The sequence below is a fragment of the Williamsia herbipolensis genome (genome assembly GCF_036153515.1).
Classification (GTDB): Bacteria; Actinomycetota; Actinomycetes; order Mycobacteriales; family Mycobacteriaceae; genus Williamsia_A; species Williamsia_A herbipolensis.
On sequence record NZ_CP108021.1, the window covers coordinates 1,853,847 to 1,878,180 of the forward strand.

The 24,334-nt window shown below is 71.1% G+C and carries 7 protein-coding genes; 1 reads left to right on the plus strand and 6 read right to left on the minus strand.

The annotated features are described in order from the left end of the window. Positions 1-46 precede the first annotated feature (46 nt). From OG579_RS08340 to OG579_RS08355, 4 genes are all read right to left on the minus strand, one after another. Positions 47-565 carry an arsenate-mycothiol transferase ArsC gene (locus tag OG579_RS08340; protein ID WP_328858747.1) on the minus strand — a complete coding sequence of 173 codons (519 nt, stop codon included), beginning with the start codon at positions 563-565 and terminating at the stop codon, positions 47-49. A 28-nt stretch (positions 566-593) separates the two neighbouring features. After that, positions 594-1,988, minus strand: coding sequence for a sugar transferase (locus OG579_RS08345; protein ID WP_408068814.1), 1,395 nt, complete (start codon positions 1,986-1,988; stop codon positions 594-596). A 231-nt stretch (positions 1,989-2,219) separates the two neighbouring features. Further along, positions 2,220-3,056: an ABC transporter permease gene (locus OG579_RS08350; protein ID WP_328858749.1), complete on the minus strand. Its 837-nt coding sequence runs from the start codon at positions 3,054-3,056 to the stop codon at positions 2,220-2,222. Further along, positions 3,053-3,958, minus strand: coding sequence for an ATP-binding cassette domain-containing protein (locus OG579_RS08355; protein ID WP_328859194.1), 906 nt, complete (start codon positions 3,956-3,958; stop codon positions 3,053-3,055). Before OG579_RS08355 ends, OG579_RS08350 begins: the two co-directional genes overlap by 4 nt. A 125-nt stretch (positions 3,959-4,083) precedes the next feature. On the opposite strand from OG579_RS08355, the gene OG579_RS08360 reads away from it, so the two are divergent. Next, positions 4,084-4,626, plus strand: coding sequence for a YdcF family protein (locus OG579_RS08360; RefSeq protein WP_328858750.1), 543 nt, complete (start codon positions 4,084-4,086; stop codon positions 4,624-4,626). Positions 4,627-4,664: 38 nt separating this feature from the next. Here the strand turns inward: OG579_RS08360 and OG579_RS08365 are convergent, their stop codons facing one another. Both OG579_RS08365 and OG579_RS08370 read right to left on the minus strand, forming a co-directional pair. Next, positions 4,665-6,449 carry a DUF4012 domain-containing protein gene (locus tag OG579_RS08365; protein WP_328858751.1) on the minus strand — a complete coding sequence of 595 codons (1,785 nt, stop codon included), beginning with the start codon at positions 6,447-6,449 and terminating at the stop codon, positions 4,665-4,667. Continuing rightward, positions 6,446-24,334, minus strand: coding sequence for a non-ribosomal peptide synthetase (locus OG579_RS08370; protein WP_328858752.1), 17,889 nt, complete (start codon positions 24,332-24,334; stop codon positions 6,446-6,448). The genes OG579_RS08365 and OG579_RS08370 overlap by 4 nt, the downstream gene beginning before the upstream one ends.

The following is a 24,334-nucleotide window of genomic DNA, read 5'->3' on the forward strand; positions in this document are numbered from 1 at the left end:
GCCATCGAGGTCGGGAGACCGATGGGCGCGGCGCACCCGACGCCGTTCAGCCGCGCAACCACCCCGCCAACCGGTCGATGAGTGGATCGAGTTCGGCGGCGAGGGTGTCGAAGGCGACGGGCGGTTGATGCATGGGGTCGGCGATGTCGAGATCGTCGCGGTTGCGGTCGGCGGCGATCTGCGGGGTGGAGGTGAGCGCTCCCCCACCGGCGATGTAGGTGTCGAGTTCACGCAGGGTCACCACGCGGCGCCACGACATCGGCGCCGAGGCCGTCGCGTGGTCGCGATGTTCACGCGACAACCCGATCACGAGGTCGGCGCCGGCCACGAGGTCGGCGGTGAGATAGCGGGCACGGAAGTCGTCGACCGATCCGATGCCGCGCTCGCGCAACACGCGCTCGGTCTGGACGTGCATCGGATAGTCGGTCAGGGCCGCGGTGCCTGCGCTCGTCACCGAGAATCCGGCGCCCAGGCGATCGGCCAGCAAGTACTGCGCCATGGGTGACCGGCAGATGTTGCCGGTGCAGACGAACAGGATTCGGGTCGGGACCACCGGCGCGCTCATGCCCGCGACAGTAGCGGTCGCACCGCGCTCAGTACGCGCCCGAGCGACTCACCACCGCACGTAACGTCCGCCACAGGATCATCGCGTCGCTCATCGCCGACCAGTTCTCGACGTAGCTCAGGTCCAGCCGCACCGATTCCTCCCAGGTGAGATCCGATCGCCCCGACACCTGCCAGAGGCCGGTCATACCGGGCCGCACCAGCATCCGGCGGGCGATCGCACCGTGGTACCGCTCCACCTCCTCGGCCAGCGGCGGTCGAGGACCGACGAGGCTCATCGACCCGCCGATGACGTTGAACAGCTGGGGCAGTTCGTCGATGCTGAAGCGCCGGATCACCTTCCCGACCCGGGTGACGCGCGGGTCGTCACGGATCTTGAACAGCGCGCCGGCCCCTTCATCGAGGTCCGCCAGATCGGCTTTCATGCGGTCGGCGTCGGTCACCATCGACCGGAACTTCCACATCAGGAACGGTTCGTTGCCGAGCCCGATACGTTCGGCGCGATAGAACACCGGGCCACGGGTGTCGACGCGAATCGCGATGGCGCACGCCACCAGGATCGGCGCGGTGACGACCACCAGCAGCGCTGCGCCGATGCGGTCCAGCATTCCCTTCGCGAACCGGTTCGCTCCCTTGTAGCCGGGTTTGTCGATGTGCAGCAGCGGCAGACCCGCGACCGGTCGCATGCTCATGCGCGGTCCGGCGACGTCGAGCAGGCCCGGCGCCACGACCATGCTGACGTCGAGCCCCTCCATGTCCCACGAGAGTTCGCGCATCGCCGAGTGGCCCAACGCCTCGGCGGAGGTGACCGCGACCGTGCTCGCACCGGCGAGTTCGACGACCGCGCGGGCGTCGGCGAACTCCCCCAGGATCGGCACCGATCGCGCGTTGACGGCGACGGGACCGATCACCATCGACTGCGTGGGCGGCACACACACCCCGATCACGTCGTAGCCGAGTTCGGGGTTGCGGTCGAGGTGCTCGATGAGCGGCTGCGCGGTGGCGAGTCCGCCGATCACCAGCAAACGGTCGAGATCGAGTCGGCGACGCCGACGATGGGTGAGCCGCGATCGCCACAGCCAGTGCGACGCGAGCAGCAACAGGGTCCCGACCGGGAACGCGAGCGCGACGAACGACCGCGCGATGTTCAGCACGAACAGCAGGTCGACGATCGCCAGGGTGGCGAAGGTGAGGAAGCACGCCGAGACGATGCGGCTGTACTCGGTGGGCCCGGCCGCGATCACGCGACGGTCGAGGCACTGGCGCATCCGCAACATCACCAGCCACGCCGCAACGATCCCGACGCTCACGAGCCCGACGGGAACGTGCGCACGTCCGACGCGGTCGTCGAACGAGATCGGGCCGTAGCGCAGCACCTGCGCGCCGAACACGACCGACACCACGATCAGCGCGTCGGTGATCATGACGCGCCGGATGTAGCCGTCGATCCACGGCGTCTGCCGGGCGGCACTGCGGGCCACACGCGCCCGGGCGTTGCGTCGGGCGCGTGCGCGGCCCTTCGCGGGGACAGGCGCGATCTCGACCCTGCCCTGTGTCACTCACACCACCTCCGGTAGGTGCCCCGACCGATGGTCAGGGTAGGCCCCTCCGGTCGCGTCGACCCTGGCTTTCGTGGACTCTCGTGCAGGTGCGCGTCATCGGGTGGCCGCCCGCCGCAGCAGCCGGGCGGTCACCGGCACCATCACCGCGACGATCACCGCCGAGCAGATCAGTGTGTACGCCTGCGCGTGATGCGACGCCCACGTGGCCGGCTCCCCGACGAGGGGGTTCACCGAGATCGGGTTGCCGAACCCCTGCCGGAAGCTGCGTGCCACCGCCGACACCGGGTTCCAACTCGCGATCACCTCCAGCGGGCCGGGCAGCAGGCGCGACGGGATGAACGCCGACGACACGAAGCACAGCGGGAACACGATGATGCTCAACGTGCTCTGCGCCGCGGTCGCCGTCGCGCTCAGCACGCCGATGATGACCGCCACCCACGACAGCGCGTAGCCGAACACCAGGGCCGTCGCGTACGAGCCGATCGCGAACAGCGCGCCGTCGGAGATCCGCCACCCCACGGCCAGGCCCGCCAGCGACATCACCGTCAGACCGATCACGTTGATGACCACGTCCGACGTCGTGCGCCCCACCACCATGCCCAGCCGCGACATCGGCAGAGCCCGGAATCGTTCGGCCATACCGGAGTTGAGGTCGGCGTTGAGTCCGATGGCCGTGAACCCGAAGTTGAAGACCACGGTCTGCGCCATGATCCCGCCGATGAGGAACTCGCGGTACCGGTCGCCACCGAGGGCGTCGCCGAACACGTAGGAGAACGTCAGCACGAACATCAGCGGCTGGAACACCGCCGCCAACACCATCTGCGGGGTGCGGATCAACGTCACGAGGTTGCGTCGGATCATCACCTCGCAGTCGACGGCGAACGGGATGGGTCCGCGACCGCGCGGGCCGATCGCTGTCGTCGTGCTCACGGTGGGCTCGATCCGGCGGTCAGGCGCACGAACACGTCGTCGAGGGTGGGTGTGGCGGTCGCGGTGTCGAGAACGGTGATCCCGTCGGCGGCCAGCGCGATCACGAGCTCGGCGACGGCGCGGCCCGGGTCGTCGGCGGCGACCACGAGCGTCGTCGGGCCCGATCCGGGGAGCACCGTGTGGCCGAGTGCACCGAGGGTGGTGTCGGCCCGCGAACGGTCGGTCTCGGCGACGGTGAAGGTGACCGTCGGCGTCCCGACGTCGGCTTTGAGCTGCGAGGGCGTCCCGCGCGCGATCACCTCGCCGTGGTCGATCACCGTGACGGCGTCGGCGAGGTGGTCGGCCTCCTCGAGATACTGGGTGGTCAGCAGCACGGTGCTGCCCGCGGCCACCAGGTCACGCACGGCGTCCCACAATCCGAGGCGACTGATCGGGTCGAGGCCCGCGGTCGGCTCGTCGAGGATCACCACGGGCGGTTGCGCGACGAGCGCCCCGGCGAGGTCGAGGCGACGTCGCATCCCGCCGGAGTAACCGCCGACCCGGCGGCGACCCGCCTCGGCGATGTCGAACTGCTCCAGGAGATCGATCGCTCGGCGGCGTGCGCCGCGGCGGGTGAAGCCGGCCAGTCGCGCCACCATGGTGAGGTTCTCGGCGCCGGTCAGCATCGGGTCGACCGCGGCGAACTGCCCCGACAGGCCGATGAGGCTGCGCACCCGATGCGGGTGGGCGGCGGCATCGACCCCCGCGACGGTCACCGAACCCGACACCGGCGTCAGCAGGGTCGAGATGACCCGGACCGCGGTGGTCTTGCCTGCGCCGTTCGGTCCCAGCAGCGCCATCACGGTGCCGCGCGGCACGGTGAGGTCGATCGAGTCGAGCGCGGTCACGGCACCGAACCGCATCACGACCTCGCGGACCACGATGCCCGCGGCCTCGTCGACGTCGGCGTCACTCACCCGCGCACCGGGGTCCTGTGACGCCGGTCATGCACGCGGCGCTCGGTGCGCGGCGTCGATAGTCTCGAACCATGCGGCGGCACTGGCGAAAGATCGTGCTGTGCCTGCTCGCCTTCCTGGTGGTGTTCGGGGTGGCGGGCATCCCGGTGTACGTGTTCCCCCAGGTGGCCGACAGCCCACGCAAGGTCGACGTGATCATGGTGCTCGGTGGCCGACAGGACGGGCGCGAGGACTACGGCATTTCGCTGGCCGAGCGAGGACTGGCCTCGACCGTCCTCATCTCCGACCCGTACGACGAACCCGACGAGTACATGGACGCCATCTGCGATGCGCCGCATCGGGTCCGGGTGATCTGCTTTCGCCCGTCGCCCAAGACCACGCGGGGCGAGGCACGGTTCCTGCGCGATCAGGCGAAGGCCAACGGGTGGCGTTCGGCGATGGTCATCACCTTCACCCCGCACGTCACGAGATCGGACTACATCGTCTCGCGGTGCTTCACCGGCGACCTCGTGATGGTGAACTACACCTCGCACATCCCGATCTTCTACTGGGCGTACATGTACCTCTACCAGACTGGCGGGTTCATCCGCGCCGCCCTGCAGAACGGCTGCTGAGCCCCCGATCACGCTGCACGTCTCCGGCACTGGGGACATCAACGGCACTGGGGCACGTTCACGGTCACGGCCGGCTGATCGACGAGCGGCTGCACCGGGACCACGGCGGCCCCCCGGGCCGAGGTCGGTTCCAGGTACGTGTACTTCACGACCGCGGTGGCGCCGGGCTTGATACGCAGCTGCGTCATCACGTGCAGATGCCCCAGTTCGGTTCCGGTGCCGTACAGCGGGGACTCGCCGTCGACAGTGATCGTCTGCAGCACCGCTCCGTTGGTGAGGTTGGCGGTGACGTTCGCGTAGTTGGTGCCCGGTCGGATCCGTTTGTCGGGGTTGCCGAGTCCGCCGATCACGTACGCCGGTAGCGACAGATCGGTCGCGGTGTTGGTGAGCGACACCGTCAGCGTGCTCTGGCGCATGTCGCCGGTGCACGCGCCGGATTCATAGCGCACCGATCGGCGCAGGTAGTAGTCGATTTTGTTACCGGCCAGGTTGCCGACCGTCACCTCGGCGTACGGCGCACCGGTCTGCTGCACCTCGTGGGCGAGGCCCGAACTCGCGAGGAGCGCCTGCTCGTCGGCGCGGTTGCTGTAGACCATGAGTCGGCGTTCGTGGACCGCGCGGCCCAGCGCCTCGAGCACTCCGCCGGTGTTGCCGCGGGCGGTCGTCAGGGTGGTGATGGCCTTGCTCGCGATCTCCTGCAGGTAGGCCTTGCGGGCGGGGTTGTCGCCGCCGAAGCGCTTGTACGAGCTCGACAGCGTGATGTCGACGACGTTGTCGCCGGTGATCTGCTCGCCGTCGGTCAACGTGATCGGTCCGGTCGCCTTCAGCAGGTAGCTCAGCGCGATGGGGTCGGTCGCCAGGGCGCCGTCGAGCGGTGTCCCGGTCTGCTGGCGCCACATCGACATCCAGATCTGCGCGGCGTACGGGAAGTGCGAGCTCACGTTGCTGTTCCGGGAGTCGACATAGGGCCGATTGATCGCGTAGTTGGTGTCGAACTCGGCGCCGAGGTCGATCGGTCGTGACGGCGCACGCAACGTGGTGTTGGGGCCCAGGTTGTCGACGTTCACCCGCCCATCGCGTGCACTGATCACACCGTAGGCGCCGAGAAGCCCACCGGTGGCGCGGGATTCGGCCGGGGTCTGGAAGGCGAAGAAGTAGCGTCGCACCCCGTTGTTGCCGAGCATGGGTGGCAGCAGTTTCGCGGCGGTGTCGGTGCCGCGGATGAAGCGGCTCGTCTTCGTGGTCTGTCCGACCAGTTGGTCGCGGGCGTCGGAGACGGTGGAGAACCACGACCCGTCGATACCCGCGGCACGGGTGTCGATGCGTTCGGCGGCGTCGGCGATGGTGCCCAGCTTCGTCTCGTTCTGGGCCAGCAGCGTGGTGTTGATGCCCTTGTCACCCGTGCGCAGGTTCGTCGGGTCGAGAGTGGTCGCGAGATCGGCGATGGGAGTGAGCACCTCGCGGGACAGGTCGGCCACCACGTCGGAGATCTGCGACACCGAGTCGAGAGGGTCGCCCAGCCACGGGACCGCCGCTGCGGCCGACCACACGATGTCGTGCGTCTTCGATCGCGCCGACTCCGACGACGACTGTGCCTGCGCAGCAGCGGCCTTCGCCTTCGCGACATCGCCGTCGAGCACCGCGGAACGGGCCGCGGTCGCCTGGGTGCGCGCGGTCTCGAGATCACCCTTCGCCTTGTAGGCGAGGTAACCGAGGTACAGCACCGCGATCACCAGCAGCGCCACGAGCAGCCCGACCACCAGCAGGATCCGACGACGCCGTCGCCGCGGGCGGGCGGGTGAGGCCTCTGTGGATGCCGTCATCGGGGTCCCCTCGTCTCGGTCGTGTGATCGGTACCGGTGAGCATGTCACCGATCGCGCGCATCGTCGCGGGCTCGCCGAGATCGGCGTGGACGGCGTCGATGTCGTGCCGCGTGACGCGGCCGGTCAGGGCCGGTCGCCAGCGGTCGACGGCGATGTCGTTGGTGTCGGAGGCGACGACGAGCACCGTGTGGGTGATCGCCGTCGGCGCCGGGATGAAGTCGGCGGCCGAGGCGGCGATGTCGGTGATGCGGCGGGCGTAGGCGTCGAATCGTGCGGCGTCGACGGCGCGCAGGGCGTCGGCGATGTCGGGGTCGATGGTGATCGCGCCCTCGCCCGCGGCCGACACGTCGACACCGGTGCGGCCGTCGACGAGTACCAGCAGCTCCACCGTCTCGCCGGCGTCCACCACCTGATGCGCCATCGCGTGCGCGATCTGCCCACCGAGCGACCAGCCGCCGAATCGGTAGGGACCGTGTGGCTGTCGCGCGCGCACGGCGGCGAGGTGCTCGGCGGCGAGTGCCCCGATGGTCGAGGGCGACGTCTGTGCGTTGTCAAGCAGGTCGGGAAGCTGCAGGCCGAACACCGGGCCGCCGACCTGGTCGGCGAGCGGACGGTACATCGACGCCAGGCCGCTGGCCGGGTGCACCAACCACAGTGGTGTCGGCGAGGATTCGCCGACATCACCCAGGTCGAGGACGTGGACGAGCTGGGCGGCCACCTCGGCGGGGAACACACCGGTCGGGCCACCGTCGATCATCCCGGTCTCGATCAGCCCGCCGTCGATCAGTGCGGCCAATTCGGCCGGGGTGGGGTGCGTGAACACCGCGGTGATGGGGACCGAGACGTCGAGGCGTTCACGCAGGGCCGCGGTGATGCGGGCGAGCTGCAACGACGTGCCGCCGACGGCGAAGTAGTCGTCGACGACACCGATGGACGGGTGGCCCAGGGTCGCCCGGAACACCTCGAGCACCGCGGCCTCCGTCGGAGTCTGCGGCTCGCCGCCGCGGACGGTGTCCCACTGCGGCACGGGCAGTGCCGCGATGTCGATCTTGCCGACCACGGTCAGCGGGATCCGGTCGATCTCGATCACCTGCGCCGGCACCATGTGCGCGGGCAGCACCCGTGCGGCGGCGGCGCGGAGGTCCACGGGGTTCTCGCCGGGTACCACGTAGCTCACGAGGACGTCGCCGGCCGGTCCGGCGATCACCGCCGTGACCGCCTGTGCCGCACCGGCATCGGTGAGCACGGCGCTCACCTCGCCCGGTTCCACGCGCAGGCCGCGGATCTGACGTTGGTTGTCGGCGCGACCCTCGAACGCCAGGCCACCCGGCGTGCGACGAACGCGGTCGCCCGTGCGGTACATGCGTTCGCCGGGCGACCCGACCCCGGGTGGCGTCGCCACGAAACGCACCGCGCTCAGTGCTCCATCCCGATAGCCCTGCGCCAGAGCCGGTCCCAGCAGGTACAGCTCGCCGATGCAGCCGTCGGGGACGGGTCGCAGGTGGCTGTCGAGGACGATCGAGCCCATCGTCGGGAAGGTCTCCCCGATGAACGTCTCGTCGGGTGTCGGTGACGGCGGCGCCCACCGCGTCGCGAGGATGGTGGTCTCGGTCGGCCCGTACACGATCTCGAACCACCGCGGTTCGCCGCGCCGGGTGGTCGTCCATCGACGCGCCAGGTCGGGTCCCACCACGTCGCCACCCACCCAGAGGGTGCGCAGCGCGTCGAGCCGATCGGGGTCGAGGGTGACCAGCACCGCCGGGGTGATGAAGGCGACGGTCGCGCCGGCGTCGGCCAGTGCCGTGGTCATCGCGTCGCCGCTGACGGTGTCGGCGTCGATCACCGCGAGCGTCGCACCGGCCGAGGCCGCGAACAACGATTCCATCAGGGCGATGTCGAAACTCGGTGTGGCCGCGTGGGCGACGCGATCGCCGGCCTCGATGCCCAGTAGCGCGGGGTCCGCGTACAGCGCCAATCCGCGGTGCGTCATCTCGACGGCCTTGGGGCGACCCGTGCTGCCCGAGGTGAACACGATGTAGGCGGGCGCGTCGACGAGAACGGGCTGGGGTCGTCCCACCGCGCGCGGCGTGGAGGGTCGCGGCACCATCGGGATCAGTCGGTCGTCACCTGCGGTTCCGGCGGGAACGATCTGGGCGCGGGCGTCGGCGATGGCAAGCATGCGCTCGATGCGCGCCGCGGGGTAGCGGGGGTCGATGGGGGCGTACACCGCGCCCAGTCGCGCCACCCCCCACATCGCGACCACCGATTCGATGGACCGCACGAGTCGCACCGCGACCACGTCGCCGGGTCGCACCCCCTGGGCATGGAGCGCCTCGGCGACCGCATCGGCCCACTCCTCGGTCTCGGCATAGGTGAGACTCGTCGTCCCGTCGTCGAGGGCGATCGATCCGGCGTGTGCGCGTACCGCGCGGTCGAGGACGCCGGCCAGCGTCACCGGCTCTCCCGGGGGCAGTGGGGCGGCGAGCGCTGCGTGACCGGCGATCTCACGATCGGACCGCACATCGATCGCGTCGACGGTCCCGGGTCCCGCAGTGCGCGCGGGGTCGAACGCCGCGGCGATCTGCGTGACCGCGCGGCGCCACCGCGCCAGGAGCTCGGCGGCGGTACCACGGTCGAACAGTGCGGTCGCATAGGTCACCGTGGCGACGAGACCCCCATCGGTCACCGAGAACGTCACCTGTAGATCGAACTCCGAGTCGGCGCTCAGCGAGCCGTCCCCGAGAACGTCTCCGATGCCGGCCGGAAGGAGTGGGCCCGCGGCGTCGACGAGCGAGAGGAGGACCTGCACCAGGGGATGCCGCCCGGCGCCGCGAGGCGGGTTGACCGCCGCGACGAGGTCGTCGAATCCGATCACGGTGTCCTCGAGTGCGGCGGTGGCGACCGACCGGACCTGGTCCAGCGCGTCCCGCAGACCCGTGCCCGGCCCGATCCTGGTGCGCAGCACCGCCGTCGAGACGAACATGCCCACCATGTCGGCGGTCTCACCGTGGCGCCGCAGCGACACCGGCGTACCCACCGCGACATCGTCGGTGGACGCCCACTGCCCGAGCACCAGGGCCAGGGCGGCATGGATCACCGCGAACCGGGTCAGTCCGGTGGCGGCGCAGACGCCGTCGATGTCGGTCACGATGTCGGTCGGGAAGTCGGAGGACACCGTCGAGGTGCGCAACGACCGCTCGGCGACACGGGGCCGGTCGGTCGGGATCTCGAGCACGCCGGGGTACCCGTGGAGCGTGGCGACGAGCCGGGCCCGGTCGGCGGCGCGCACCGACATCGGCACCGACTGCTCGGCGAGTGCCCACTGCGGGTAGGTCACGTCCAGCGGCGGGAGCCACCGACCGGCCAGCGCGAGATGCAGGTCGGCGGTGAGGACCTGCACCGACTGACCGTCGAGCGCGGCGTGGTGGGCCACCATCACCAGGAACGCCCCGACCGCCGAGCGCACGATCGCGACACGCACGGGCGGTTCGGCGGTGATGTCGAAAGGCGCACCGAGGTGGATCCGCAGATGCGGTGGCGGGGCGAGGAGCGCGTCGGCGAGGGGCTGGGCGCCCAGATCGACGGGGAGGATGTCGGGGCGCCACGACCGCAGCACCCGCTGGTACGGCTCGCCGGTGGCCTCCGACACGGGGTAGTGCGTGCGCAGCGGGGCGTGCCGGTCGATGACCGCGACCACCGCGGCGGTCACCGCGATGTCGGTGATCGCGTCGTCGAGCGGTATCACCACCGGCACCGCGTAGACCGCGGTCGCCGACTGACCGCGTAACAGCCGGTCGGCGAACCAGATTCGGCGTTGCTCGACGCTCAGCGGCACCGAGATCGCGGCGCCGCTCTCGTCGGGGTGGGTGCGGATACCGATCGGCCCGTCGGCGACGACCCGACTCAGCGCCGCGCCGATCGCGCCGCCCGTATCCTCGTCGCCCTCGGTCTCCGCGACGCTCGCGGCGAGCGCCGTGGCCGTGGGGTGCGCGAACACCTCCGCGACCCGGATGCGACGGCCCGTGCGGCGCGCGAGCGCGGCGACCACCTGGGTGGTGGCCAACGACGTCCCGCCGAGGCCGAAGAAGTCGTCGTCGGCACCGATCTCGCCGACCGCGATGCCGAGGACCTCGGCGAACACCGTGCGCACCACGTCGACGTCGAGGTCGGCGTCCGCATCCGCCGCGGGCTCTGCGGGCGCCTCGGGTGCGGGCGTCTCGGCCCGGAGGCCGTCGTCGATCAGCGGGAACGGCTCGTGCGGGGCGCCGGTCGCCGCGGTCAGCAGGCGCAGGAGCTGATCGGCCATGGCCTGCGCGGTGGCCTCGGGTATCGCCGGTGCGTGCAGGACGATCAGTTCGAGCGCGCCGCCGGGGGCCGGGGCGATGACGACCTCGAGGTCGAACTTCGCGGACACCAGGTGATCGATGTCGCCGATCGGCTCGATCCGGCTGTCGCCCAGCGATATCCCACCCGAGGGATCGTCGGGGTCGCCGAGCGCCGGATCGAGCACGGCACGCGCCTCCTGCGCCACGACCAGCACCGACACCAGCGGGTCGTGGCGGCCGCGGTGGTCGGGGCGCACCGCGCGGGCCACCGCGTCGTAGGGGACGCCGTCGTGCGCCATCGCGGCGAGGTCGGTGTCACGGACGGTGCGCAACGAATCGTGCACGGTTGCTGCAGGGTCGAGCGCAGTCCGGAGCACCACCGTGTTGACGAACATGCCGACGATCGGTTCGAACGCCGGATCGGGGCGGCCGAGCACCGGCGCCCCGACGGCGACGTCGGGGCGGCCGGTCCACCGGGCCAGCACCGTGGCGACGGCAGCGTGCACGGCGTGGAAGACGGTCGCGCCGGCGTCATGGGCGATCGCGGCGACCGACGCCGCGAGGTCGGCCGGCAGCACCCCGGTCACCCGCCCTCCGATGGAGCCCGAGCCGTGGCCGGGCAGACGCGGCGGTTCACCGAAGCCGGCCAATTCCCCAACCCAGAATGCCATCTGGCGTGCGTACTCCGACTGCGGATCGCCCGCGTCGCCGAGACGCCCGAGCTGCCAGCGGGTCACGTCGATGTATGTCAGCTCCGGCACCGGCAGGTCGGTGTCGGAGGTGTACGCGGTCGCGAGGTCGGCGAGCAGCGTGCGCAGCGACCACCCGTCGACCGCCACGTGGTGCATCGCCACGGCCAGCAACCATCGCGGGCCGTCGGGGGTGACCACCTCGAACACCGCGGCCCGGAACGCCGTCGCGGCGGTGAGATCGATCGGGGTGGTGACGAAGTCGCGGACCGCGCGCTCCGCGTCACCGGTGTCGACGCGGATCAGGGCCAGCATCGCGACGTCGGAGGACGGCAGCACCACCTGGCGGGGCCCGTCGGGGGTGTCGGGGTACACGGTGCGCAGGCTTTCGTGCCGCTGCGCGACCCGGCGCACCGCACGCCGGATCCGTTCGACGTCGACCGGTCCCGAGATCCACGCGACCACCGGCACCGTGTACGCCGTCGATTCCGGATCGAGACGGTTGAGGAACCACATGCGACGCTGCGGGTAGGCCAGCGGGACGCTCGCCGGTGTCGGCAGGTGCACCGGGCGCACCCCGCGTACGTCGGTAGCGGGCATCGCGTCGAGGTCGGCCGCGAGGTCGGCGACGGTCCGCGCATCGAACAGCTGTCGCACGGCGACGTCGCGGCCGGTGGACTCCCGCAGCCGCCCCACCACCCGCGTGGCGCTGAACGATGTCCCGCCGAGGGAGAAGAAGTCCGATGCGGTGTCGATGGTCTCGGCGTCAACGCCGATCACCTGGGCCCACACCGCGACGATCGCGAGCTCGGTGGGTGTCTGCGCGGGTCGACCCGACGGCGTCGCCGGGGCCGGTAGAGCGCGTCGATCGAGTTTGCCGTTCGCCGTGCGCGGCAGCTCGCTGACCACGGTGATCAGCGCGGGGACCATGCCGCGCGGCAACACCTCTCGCGCGGCACGGCGGACGTCGTCGGCATCCATCGGGTCATCGGCAGTCTCGAGGACCACCCATGCGGCGAGCACGTCGACACCCGATGGCGTCGCGTACAGGTCGCAGACCGCGTCGCGGACACCGGGGATCGCGACCAGCGCGGCATCGACCTCGGCCGGTTCCACACGCAGGCCGCGGACGGCGAGCTGGCTGTCGGTGCGGCCGTGGGTGACCACGGTGCCGTCGGAGCGGCGGTGCGCGAGGTCTCCGGTGCGGTACATCCGTGCGCCCGGGGTGTTCGGGTCGGCGACGAAGCGTTCCGCGGTGAGATCGGGGCGTCCGAGGTATCCGCGGGCGAGTGACTCACCGCGGATGTACAACTCGCCGACGGTGTCGTCGGGGACGGGCCGCAGCCGCGCGTCGAGCACGGCGACCGACGATCCGGCGACGGCGGTCCCGATGTGCACCGGACCGGTGTCCATCCTCAGCGATGCGGTCACCACGATCGTGGTCTCGGTGGGCCCGTACAGATTCGCGAGCTGCCGTCGCGGTGACCAGGCGGCCGCGATGGCGGGCGGTATCGCCTCCCCACCGACCGTCATCCGCGTGACGTGTGGCAGCGCAGCCGGATCCATGGTCCCCAGCACCGCGGGTGTGCTGTAGACGGTGTTCACGCCGTGGCGGGTGATGATGTCGCGGAGTTCGTCTCCGCCGATCACCTCGGGTGGGCAGATCGCCATCTGCGCGCCGGCGGCGACGGCCATCATCACCTCGAGGATGTGGGCGTCGAACGACGGCGCGTAGTTGTGCAGCATCACCGACGACTCGTCCACCGACAGACCGTTCAGCAGTGTCGCGAGCATCGGCCCCACGCCCCGATGCGACACCGCAACACCTTTGGGCGTACCGGTGGATCCCGAGGTGAAGACGACGTAGGCGAGATCGTCGAGACCCACCGCGACCGGCGCGACGATCGGGTCGTGCGTCATCGCGTCGGTGAGGGCCAGCACCGGCGCGTCCACGGCGATGTCGGTGACCGGGTGGCCGGGTGCGGTGAGGATCGCCGCGGGCGCCGCGTCGGCGAGCACGCGGGTGCGTCGGGTAGGTGGGTCGGTGGGGTTCACCGCGAGGAACGCCGCACCGGCATAGCTGATCCCCCACGTCGCGAGGACCGACCACCGCGACCGCTGCGCATGCGAGACCACGATGTCGCCGCGCTCGACCCCCGCCGCACGCAGCGCACCGGCGATGGCCCGCGCGTGGGCATCGGCCTCGGCGTAGGTGATCCGTTCGTCTCCGTCGATCAGCGCGATCCGATCGGCATGCCGTGTCGCGGCGGCGGCCAGGATCCCGCCGACCGTGCCGTCGGCCACCCGGGGCTCACCCCACCCCTCCCCCGCCGACCGTGCCACAGTTCCCGTCGAGCGTGCCGACGTGTCGACCAGAACGTCCCCGACGGCCACATCCGGCTGCGAGAGAACCGCGTCGATCACGGTGGCGACATCGTCGACCATCCCCTGCGCGACGGCGGTGTCGACGGTCGAGGGTCGGTACACCAGCGCGATCCGCAGATCGTCGCCGTGCCGCGAGACCGAGAAGTCGAGCCCGAAGACGGTGCGCAACAACCCCGATGCCGCGAGGGCGTCGACATCGGTGGAGAGCGCTGCGCTGCCCGGCCGATCGGTCACCAGGTCCGACAGCACGACCGTGGTGAGTGCACGCCCGGCGGTGGTGCGGTCGGGGTCGGCGATGGCGGTGATGGCGGCGGCGGGAAGGTCCGCGTGGGCGAAGGCGTCGAGGTCGGTGGCGGTCACCGCGGCGAGTACGTCGGTGAACGGTGCGTCCACGTCGATGTCGGTGCGCAACGGCACCGTTCGCGCGAACATCCCCACGGTGTCGGCGAACGCCGCGGCGTTGCGGCCCGACGTCGCCGTCCCGACGACGATGTCGCGGGTGGAGCCGCGCCGGGCGAGCACCGAGGCGAGTGCGGCGTGCACGGTGATGAACACGGTGGTGTGCCGCTCGATCACCCACGCTGCCAATCGCGTCACCGTCTCGGCGGGCAGGAGCGCGACGGCGACCACCGCGGGTTCGGGTGCCCGTTCTCCCACCGTCGCCGCGACACCGGGAAGCCGGATGGGCTGCACCGACTCCGCGAACACACCGCGCCAGAAGCTCTGCAGATCCGCATCTCGTGCGGTGAGCATCGAGCGGTACCACTGGGTGTACGAGGCGAAGTCGAGTGGCGGCGCCATCGGAGGCGTCGCGCCGTCGACGAACGTCGCGATCTCCCTCTCCAGCACCGCGATCGAGCGTCCGTCGGCGGCTATGTGGTGCACGGCGGCGCCGATCACCATGCCGTACGGGGTGTCGGCGACGCGGATCCGCCACGGTGGCTGCGCGGCGAGATCGAACGGGGCGAGCAGATCCGCGACGATCGCCCCCGCATCGTCGACCACCACCGGGGTCAGATCGATGGTGACGGAGTCGAGGTCGACGAGTTCCTGGCGTGGACCGAGGTCGTCGACGGGATAGCAGGTGCGCAGGGCGTCGTGGCGTTCGATGAGTGCCAGGGCCTGTCGGGCGATCCGCTCACGGGAATCGGGATCCCGCAGCATCGTTGCGACATCCTCGTCGACGGGTACCGCGGTCACGAGGTGATAGCCGGTGTCCTCGGGATGCAGCGTCCACTCGAGCCAGATCTCCTCCTGCTGCGGAGTGAGCGGCAGTCGGTCGGGGCGGGGCATGGCGACCGGACCGGGCACGGTCACACCCACGTCATGCGCGGCGTCGACCACCGCGGCCAGCATCGCGACGGTGGGGTGGTCGAACACCGACCGCACCGTGATGGCGGCGCCGGCGACGTCGGACAGGGCGGCTGCGAGACGTGTTGCCGACAGCGATGATCCGCCGAGCGCGAAGAAGTTCGCGCCCGCGCCGATGCGCGCGACATCGGTTCCGGTCACCTCCGCGACGACCGCGGCGACCACCTGCTCCTGCGGCGTGAGCGGCCGCGACGCCGTCGAGGCCGTGTCCGCGGTTGCCAGCAGAGCTGCGGTGTCGACCTTGCCGGTCGGGGTCAGCGGCCAGCCGGGCACCGCCACGATCGACGACGGCACCGACTGCGCGGGGAGCACTACAGCGCAACGGGTTCGCAGTGCGTCGGTGTCCACGTCATCACCGATCACGAAGCCGAGCAGCGTCTCGTCGCCCGCGAGGAGTCCGGGTCGCACCACCACCCGGGCATCACGCACGCCCGGAAGGGCACGCAGGGCGGAGACGACCTCGCCGAGTTCGACACGGAATCCCCGGATCTGCACCTGCTCATCCGTGCGTCCCAGGTAGACGAGGCGGTCGGCGTCGATGCGACGCACGTGATCGCCGGTGCGGTACATCCGGGCGCCGTCAGGGGCGGCGACGAACCGTTCCGCGGTGCGGCCCGGTTCGTCGAGATACCCGGCCGCGAGTTGCGGGCCGAGGACGTACAGCTCGCCGCGCGCGCCGACGGGCACGGGCCGCAGGCGCGAGTCGAGCACCCGCAGCGACATCCCCGGCAGCGGTTGCCCGATCACACTGCGCTGATCGGCGGGATCAATGACCTGCTGGGTGAGATGCACGGTGATCTCGGTGATCCCGTACAGGTTCAGCAGCTGCGTCGCTTGGTGGCGCGCGGCCCAGGGCGCCAGGGTCGCGGGCGCCACCGCCTCACCGCCGAACACCACCCATCGCAGAGCGGGATGCAGGGCGGCGCTCTCGGCGATACGCGCGAACGCGGTCGGTGTCTGGCTCAGGATCGTGACGCCGGTGTCGTCGAGAAGCCGCGCCAGTACCGTCGGATCCCGCGCGGCGTCGGTGTCGACGATGACGACCGCACCGCCCGTGGTCAGCGGGCCCCACGTCTCCCACACCGAGAAGTCGAAGGCGGGCGAGTGCGACCACGTCCACACGTCGCCCGGACGGGGGTCGATCCGCGGAAGCGTCGCCGACAGCATCGACGCGAGGTTGTCGCGCGTGACCACAACGCCTTTCGGCGTCCCGGTCGACCCCGAGGTGTGCACGACGTACGCCGGCAGATCACCGGGCAACGACCGCACCCCAGCCGGGCTCGCACCGATGGCGGTGTAGGTCAGCACCCGCGACCCGAGGGTGGTGTCGCCGTCGGAGTCGGTCGCGGGCTCGATGGTGATCGGGAGGGCCGGCCACACCGCGTCGAGGATCGTCGCGGCACGCTCCGCCGGATAGGACGGATCGATCGGCACGTACGTCGCGCCCAGGTCGTGCAGCGCCACCGTCACCGCGAGCAGCGCCGCCGATCGACCCGCTGTCACCACCACGCGGGTCCCGGCACCGACACCGCTCTCGGACAGCGAGCGCGTCAGCTGATCCACCGCGGCGGCCAGCTCGACGTAGGTGACCGAGCGACCCGCGTCGATGACGGCGACCGAATCAGGCGAATTCCGAGCGTGTTCGGCGAACGCGCGCCCCGGGTCACGGAGCGGAGCACGGGACGGCCCGACGAGCGCGGCGCGATCGGCCGGTGGGAGCGCCTCCCGCACCGCGCGATCCGGACCGCCCTCGGCCAGTGTCTCGAGCATCGAGGCCACGCGGTCGAGGATCTGCTCCGCGACCGTCGTGTCCACGGTTCGTGTACCGACGGTGAGGACCAGTTCCAGCCCGCCGTCGCGGCGATAAGTGACGGTGAACTCGAGCGGCACGCGGGCGTGCGGCACCCGGATCGGGGTCACCGCACGCACGAACTCGGGGTCGCCGGTGGGCAACGACCCGGCGTCGAGGGTGTCCTCGGCGTAGGCCGCGATCACGTCGAGGAACGGTTGCCGGTCACCACCGTTCGCGGGTGCGACCGCGGCGACGAGGTCCTCGTACTCGATCGCGAGATCGCCGGTGGCCTCGGTGAGCGCCCGAGCACTCGCCGACACCGCCTCCCGCACCGACACGTCGGTGCCGACGACGCTGCGCAGCAACACCATCCGGACGTACATGCCGACACCGGCGAGGTCGGCGGCGGTGTCGCGACCGGCGGTGGGCACCGCGATCACCACATCGTCTGTTCCGGCGATCGAGGCGATCACCCGGTTCACCGCGACATGGACCACGTGGAACGGTGTGACCCCGCACGCGTCGGCGAGCGCGACCACCTGATCACGCACCGTCGACGACAGCGTGGTCTCGAGGTGCGCTGCGGGCTCGGGACCCGACCCGTCGACACCGACGGCCGGTTCCGGCAGCGACATCTGTGTGGGCGCACCGTCGAGCGTGCGGCGCCAGTGATCGATCACCTCGTCGGACACGGGGCCCCGCGCGGAACGCCGACGGGCGAACACGCTGTAGGGCTCAGCGGGTACCGGCCACACCGGCGAGACACCCTGAATCCGAGCGGCGATCGCGGTCAGCATGTCGCGCCCGAGGATCTGCACCGACCACCCGTCGGCGACGGCGTGGTGGGCGACGATCACCAGCACCCGATCCGGCTCGTCGGCGTCTGTACGACCCGAACCCTTGTGCCCGCGCACGTCGAAGAGATGCATCCGCCAGCCCGGCGCGGCCCCGAGGTCGAACGGGGTGCGGGCGGCGAGAGCCGCGGCGGCGTCCACATCGGACACCTGCTGAGAACCGCTGATCGCTCGGTCGACGAATGCGGTGACATCGGCGACCGACAGCACACGCGCCCGCGGCGTCCCGTTCGAGTCGACGAGAACGGTCCGCAGGATCTCGTGCCGGGCGATCACATCGATGGCCGCGTCGCGCAGAACATCGACGCCCACAGCAGCATTCAGGTCGATGCGCAGGGGGAGGTGATAGACCGTCGACGCCGGCGACACCCGGTGCAGGAACCACAGCCCACGCTGTTGCGCCGTCGGGGCGTACTCGATCGGACCGTCGCCGCCACCGTCGATCGCTGCGACGGGCGACAGGGCAACCGGTGACTGGGCGACCACCCGGCTCAACGCGGCCACCGTCGGCGCGGCGACGATGTCGCGCACCGCGGGTTGGCGGCCGGTTGCCGCGGCGAGCCCGACCGCGATGTGCATGTACGACAGCGAGTGTGCGCCCAGTTCGAGCAGCGACAGACCGGTGTCGAGGTCGGTCTCGGCCAGTCCCAGCACGCCGGCGACGACTGCTCGGACCGCCGGGAGATATCCGTCCACGTCTCGGCCGGTGTCGACCGACTGCCCGGGCGTCGGCTGCGGGAGGGCGGCGATGTCGATCTTCCCCGACGGCGACAGTGGCCACGCGTCGACGAGAACCACGCGCGTCGGCACCGCGTGCGCGGGCAGGGTCTGCGACACCGCTGCGCGCAGGGACGCGGGGGTGATGTCGTCGCCTGCCGGGATCACGTGGGCGATTAGTGTGCCGCCGTCGACGCGATCGCGGTCCGCCACGGACACGACGGCGTCGGTGACGCCGGGTATCGCGCGCAGGGCGGCGGCCACCTCGCCGGTCTCCACCCGGAACCCCCGCAGTTGCACCTGGTCGTCGGATCGTCCGAGGTACTCGAGCTGGCCGTCGTGGGTGCGTCGGACCATGTCTCCGGTGCGGTACATCCGCGCGCCGCCGGGTGCGGCGACGAATCGCTCCGTGGTCTGCGCGGCGGGCCCGAGGTAGCCGTCGGCGAGATGCGCACCGGCGATGTACAACTCGCCCCACACGCCGGTGGGGACCGGCGCCAAGGTGGTGTCGAGGACGCTGATCGCCATCCCCGGTAACGGGTCACCGATCAGCGAGCGACGTTCCGACGTCACGGCCACCGGTGTCGAGGTCACGTGCACTGCCCCTTCGGTGATCCCCCACATGTTGGTGAACGCAGTGGTGTTGCCGACGGTCGCGGCGAAGCGCCAGAAACGGTCGAAGTAGAGCGCCGAACCGCCGAACACCACCCGCCCGAGAGCGGTCGCGCCCTCGCCCACGCGGATCGCCTCGGCCGCCAGCGCCGCGAACGCCGCCGGCGTCTGCGACAGCACCGTGATCCGCCTGTCCTGCACGAAACGCCACAGAGCAGTCGGGTCGCGCACGGTGTCGACGTCGGCGAGCACCACGCTCGCCCCGACACGCCACGGCGCGAGGATCTCGAAGACCGAGAAATCGAAGGCGAACGAGTGCACGCAGCTGAACACGTCGTCGCGCGTGTAGCTCGCGGCCACGCCGTCGAGCATCGCGACCACCGCGCGGTGACTCACCGACACCCCCTTGGGTCGGCCGGTCGACCCCGAGGTGAAGATGACGTACGCCTCCGCGCCGGCGGGCAGGGCAACGGGGGTCCACCCTCCCCCGTCGCCGACCACCTCGTCGAGCGACACCGTCGTGTGCGCACCGAGGTCGGGAGTGTCGCCGTCGACCACCACGAGCGCGGGCGCAGCCCTGTCGAGAATCGCCGCGATCCGCGCCGCCGGTAGCTCGATGTCCACGGGAACGTAGGCCGCACCGGCCATCTGGATCCCGAGCTGAGCGATCACCGCGCGGGCACCGCGTGGGAGGGCGATCGCGACCCTGTCGCCGGCACGCACACCGCGGGAAGCCAGGTCTGCGCCGATCGCGCGCGCCTGCGTGATCAGTTCGTCGTAGCTGTAGCGCGTGTCGCCGTCGATCAGCGCCGGCGCCGTGGGGAACGCGTCGGCGGCGGCCGCCACCACGTCGACAACGGTCCGCTCGTCCACCGATGCAGGGATGGCTTCGAGACCGGCCCCCGGTCCCGGAACCAGCTCGTGCAGACGCGCCTCCGGGTTCGCTGCCGCACGACCGAAGGCCCGGACCACCGCGTCGACCATGGCGGCGGCGGTCTCGTCGTCGATCAGCGCGGCGTCGTGGGTGAGCGCCACCCGTAGCCCGTCGGTGGTCCGATCGAGGTTCCACTGCAGCGGGACCCGCGCGTGACGTGCCGGCTCCTCCGACACCTCGATGTCGAGTCCGAATGTTTCGGCGGCACCGTGCGCGCGGTCGGTGGAGCGGTAGCTGATCAACACATCCGACAGCGGGGCGATGGTCGGCGAACGCCGGGGTTCGCAGATGCGGGCGACATCAGCGGCGGGTAGGTCGCTGTGCAGCAGGGCGTTCCGGACCGTGGTCTCGGTTGTCTCGAGCACGGTGGAGAACGGGGCGCCGGGGTCGAGTTGCGTCCGGATGGCTACGGGGTTGACGAACATCCCGGCGGCAGGTCGTGCGGGCAACAGGTCGCGGCCGGAATGCACGGTGGCCAGCGTGAGGTCGAGACTCCCCGTGAAGCGGGCGATCACCGAGGCGACGATCGTGTGCGCGACGGCGTAGGTGTCCCCCGCGAGGTCGGTGGTCGCCACCGTCGCCGAGACCTGGCGGGCGCCCGTCTCGTGGCTCGCCGAGGGCGACGGCAGACGCGGTCGCGGCGGGAGGTCACGCAGCTCATCGCGCCAGAACTGAAGTTGCGCAGCGTATGTCGACCCCGGATCGGATGGGCTGCCCAACGCAGCGGCGATCATCGCCGTGGCGTCGGCGTACTGGATCGGGTTCCCGGTCCAGTGCGGTGCCGCGCAGCGGAGTCGCGCTGCGTACGCGGTGGCGAGGTCGGTGGCGAGCACGTCGATGGACGCATCGTCGATCAGCGCGTGGTGCACCGCGATCGCGATGACGAGTGCGTCGCCGTGCTCCCGCACCGAGATCTGTGCCGGCACAGAGGCGGTCGGGTCGGTCACCGCACGCGGGTCCGGCAGGACCGTCTCCACCAGGATTCCCGCGATCGCGTCGGCGGTGGGGAGCACGTCCTGCCAGAGCTCACCGGACACCCCGACCCGCACCACGGTGCGCAGGATCTCGTGGCGCTCCACCACATCGGCGATGGCCGCGCGCACCGCACCCGCGTTGCCGGCGGCGCCGCGCAGCGTGACCGATCCGACCAGCACCTCGGCCGTTGAGGTCGGGTCGAGCCGCACGGAGACGACCATCGCCGTCTGCTGCGCGGAGGCGGGCGGATGGTCGGGACGCGGGGGTACATCGCTAGCCGACAACGCCGAATCGATGCGGCCTGCCAACTCCCGCAACGACACCGACGTCAGCACGTCGCGCACGGTCACCGATGCCCCCGTGCGCTGCACCAGCGTGGCCGCGACCTCCACCGCGTTCAGGGATGTCGCCCCGAGGTCGACGATGTCGGCGGCCACCGACGGGTCGTCGACCCCGAGCACGTCGGTGACCACGGAGGCCACCACGAGTTCCGTTGGTGTACTGGGCGCGACGTACGGCACGTCGGGGTCGAGCCGCGGAAGGGCGGCGACGGCGTCGCGATCGATCTTGCCGGTCGGGGTGAGCGGGAGGTGATCGACGATGGAGATCCGTGACGGCCACATCGCCGGTGGCAGGCGTTCGGCGAACAGGCGACGTAGCGCAGGTCGCACGGTGACGGGATCGGAGGTGACCACCGCAAGCTCGAGCGTGCCGTCGTCGACGAGGGCGACCGCACCGTCGACCGCGTCGATCAACGTTGCCACCGATTCGATCTCCGCGAGTTCGATACGGACGCCGCGGATCTGGACCTGGTGGTCGCCACGACCGAGGTAGGTGAGGCCGGTCAGGTCGTGGTCCCACGCGACGAGGTCGCCCGTGCGGTACATCCGTTCGCCGAGCGCGGTCGGGTCGGCGACGAATCGCGCGGCGGTCGAGGGGGTGTCGGCGAGGTATCCCAGCGCCAGCGACGGACCCGACACGTACAGCTCGCCGAGTGCACCCGGCGGCACGGGACGCAGCCGGGCGTCGAGGACATGCACGCGAGTTCCGGTGATGGGTGCACCGATCGGTGGCGCGAGCGCGGTGTCGGCGAAGGGCTCGATTCTCGCGGCGGTGGCCATGATGGTGGTCTCGGCCGGGCCGTACAGGTTGTGCAGGGTGCGCCCTGTGGCCCACCGAGCAGCCAGGCCCCCGGGGAGGGGCTCGCCGGCGGTCATCAGGGTGGCCAGCACGCCGTGTTCGAGGTGGTCGGGATCGATGGTCGCGAGCACGCTCGGGGTGATGACGGCGTGGGTGATGCTGTGGTCGTTGAGGAATTGCGAGAGCTCTGGGCCCACGAGGGTGCCGGGCGGCGCCGGCACGATCGTTCCGCCGATGGCGTCGGCGAGGATGTGCTCGAAGATCGACGCGTCGAACGATGCGGCGGCGAGTTGCGCCATGCGCGCACCGGGATCGATCCCGAAGCGCGACCGCAGGTCGGCGGTCAGGGCACCGATCCCCCGCCTCGGTACCACCACGCCTTTCGGCTCACCCGTGGTGCCGGAGGTGAACACGATGTAGGCCGGTGCGTCGAGCGGGGCCGCCGAGGGGCCGACTCCGGATTCGATCAGGGGTGCCATCTCGTCCGCGGTGACGATGGCCCGCGGGCGAACCCGATCGAGGATCTGCTGTCGCCGGGTCGCGGGGAGGTCGGGATCGAGGATGAGCATCGTCGCCAGGCTCGACAGGCCCGCGCGGATGGCGCGGCTCAGTTCTGCGCCGCGGGGGATCTCGATGGCGATGGTCTCGCCGAGTCGCGCGACGTCACCCGGGGGTGGCGAGGTGTCGGTGGTCTGCGCAGGCTCGGGGGTCCACGTCGGGCCCGATACCGATGCGAGAGCGGCGTGTTCGGTGTCGGTGAGCAGGGGGACGTCGGCGACGAGGGTGTCGGGTGCGTCGAGCAGTTCTCGGCAGATTGTGTCGAGAAGGCGCAGGAATCGGGTGTGGTGGCCGCGGGCCTCGCCGAGGGTGTAGCGGTGCGGGTTCGCGTCGAGGTCCATCTGGGTGGCGACGGATCCGTCGGCGGCGACGCGTGGATAGACGGTGAAAGCGAGATCGTCGACAGGGCCGGCGCTCACGATCTGCACGCCGCCGACGGCGTCACCGAAGCGGATGGTCGGCTCGGCGAGCATGAGATTCAGGACGGGGCCGGTGACACCGGGGGTGGTGGGCACAGGGGTACCGGCGGCGGCGAGGTTGCGCCGGATGCCCTCGTATCGGTAGCGCTGGTGCCGGAGGGCGCCGAGCATTGCCGACTGTGTCGCGCGCAGTGCGTCGCGGACCGTCGTGGTGCGGTCGAGCTGTGTCCGGATGGGGACCACGTTCGAGACCGGAAGGCGGGTGTGTCGGAGCGCCGCGACGGTGCGGGCGGCGACCGGGAGCGCGAACTGGATGTCGTGGTGTCCCGTCATCCGGGCGAGATAGATCGCGAGTGCGGTCCCGACGACCGCGGGCATGGTGGTGGTGTGCGCGGCTTGCACCTGTCGGAGGAGATCGGAGGTACCGGGTGCGACGATCTCGGTGAGGTGATGAGTGCGCGTCGACATCGCGCCGGCTCGGCGGCTCAGGGTCGGCGGTGGTGGTGCGCCGGCGAGGGTGTCGAGCCAGTAGCTGCGGTCACGCTCGCGCCGTGTCGATGTCAGGTAGTCGGCGTCGGCGCGCAGCGCGGGCCCGAAGTCCTCGGCCGGTGGGTAGTCGGGGGTGCGGCCCTCGACGGCGTCGGTGTAGCACTGCCCCCACTCGGCGAGGAGTTGCAGTGCGGCGCCGCCGTCGGCGACGAGGTGGTGACCGCGCATGTAGATGAGGTGGCGGTCGTCGGCGATTCGCACGACCGCGAACAGGGCGGTGCGGTCGCGGGCGGGGTCGATGGGGGTTGCCGCGTCGGTGGCCATCCAGTTCTGCGCGGCGGAAATGGGGTCGGGTTCGGCACGGAGATCGAGGTCGACCTTCGCGTCGCTGAGGGTGGGGTCGTACACCGATTGCATCGACTCGCCGGCGGTCTCGAAGCGCAGATACAGCGTCGGTATCCGGGCGACGAAGGCACGGCCGACGTCGTCGAGAAGCCCGGCGTCCAACGGGCCGACGAGATCGAGGTAGTACGCGACGTTGACCGACCCGTCAGGCAACGCCCCCTGCAGATCCCACAGCGCCTGCTGGGCCCGGGTCAGCGGTTGCCGCTGCGCGCCAGGCAC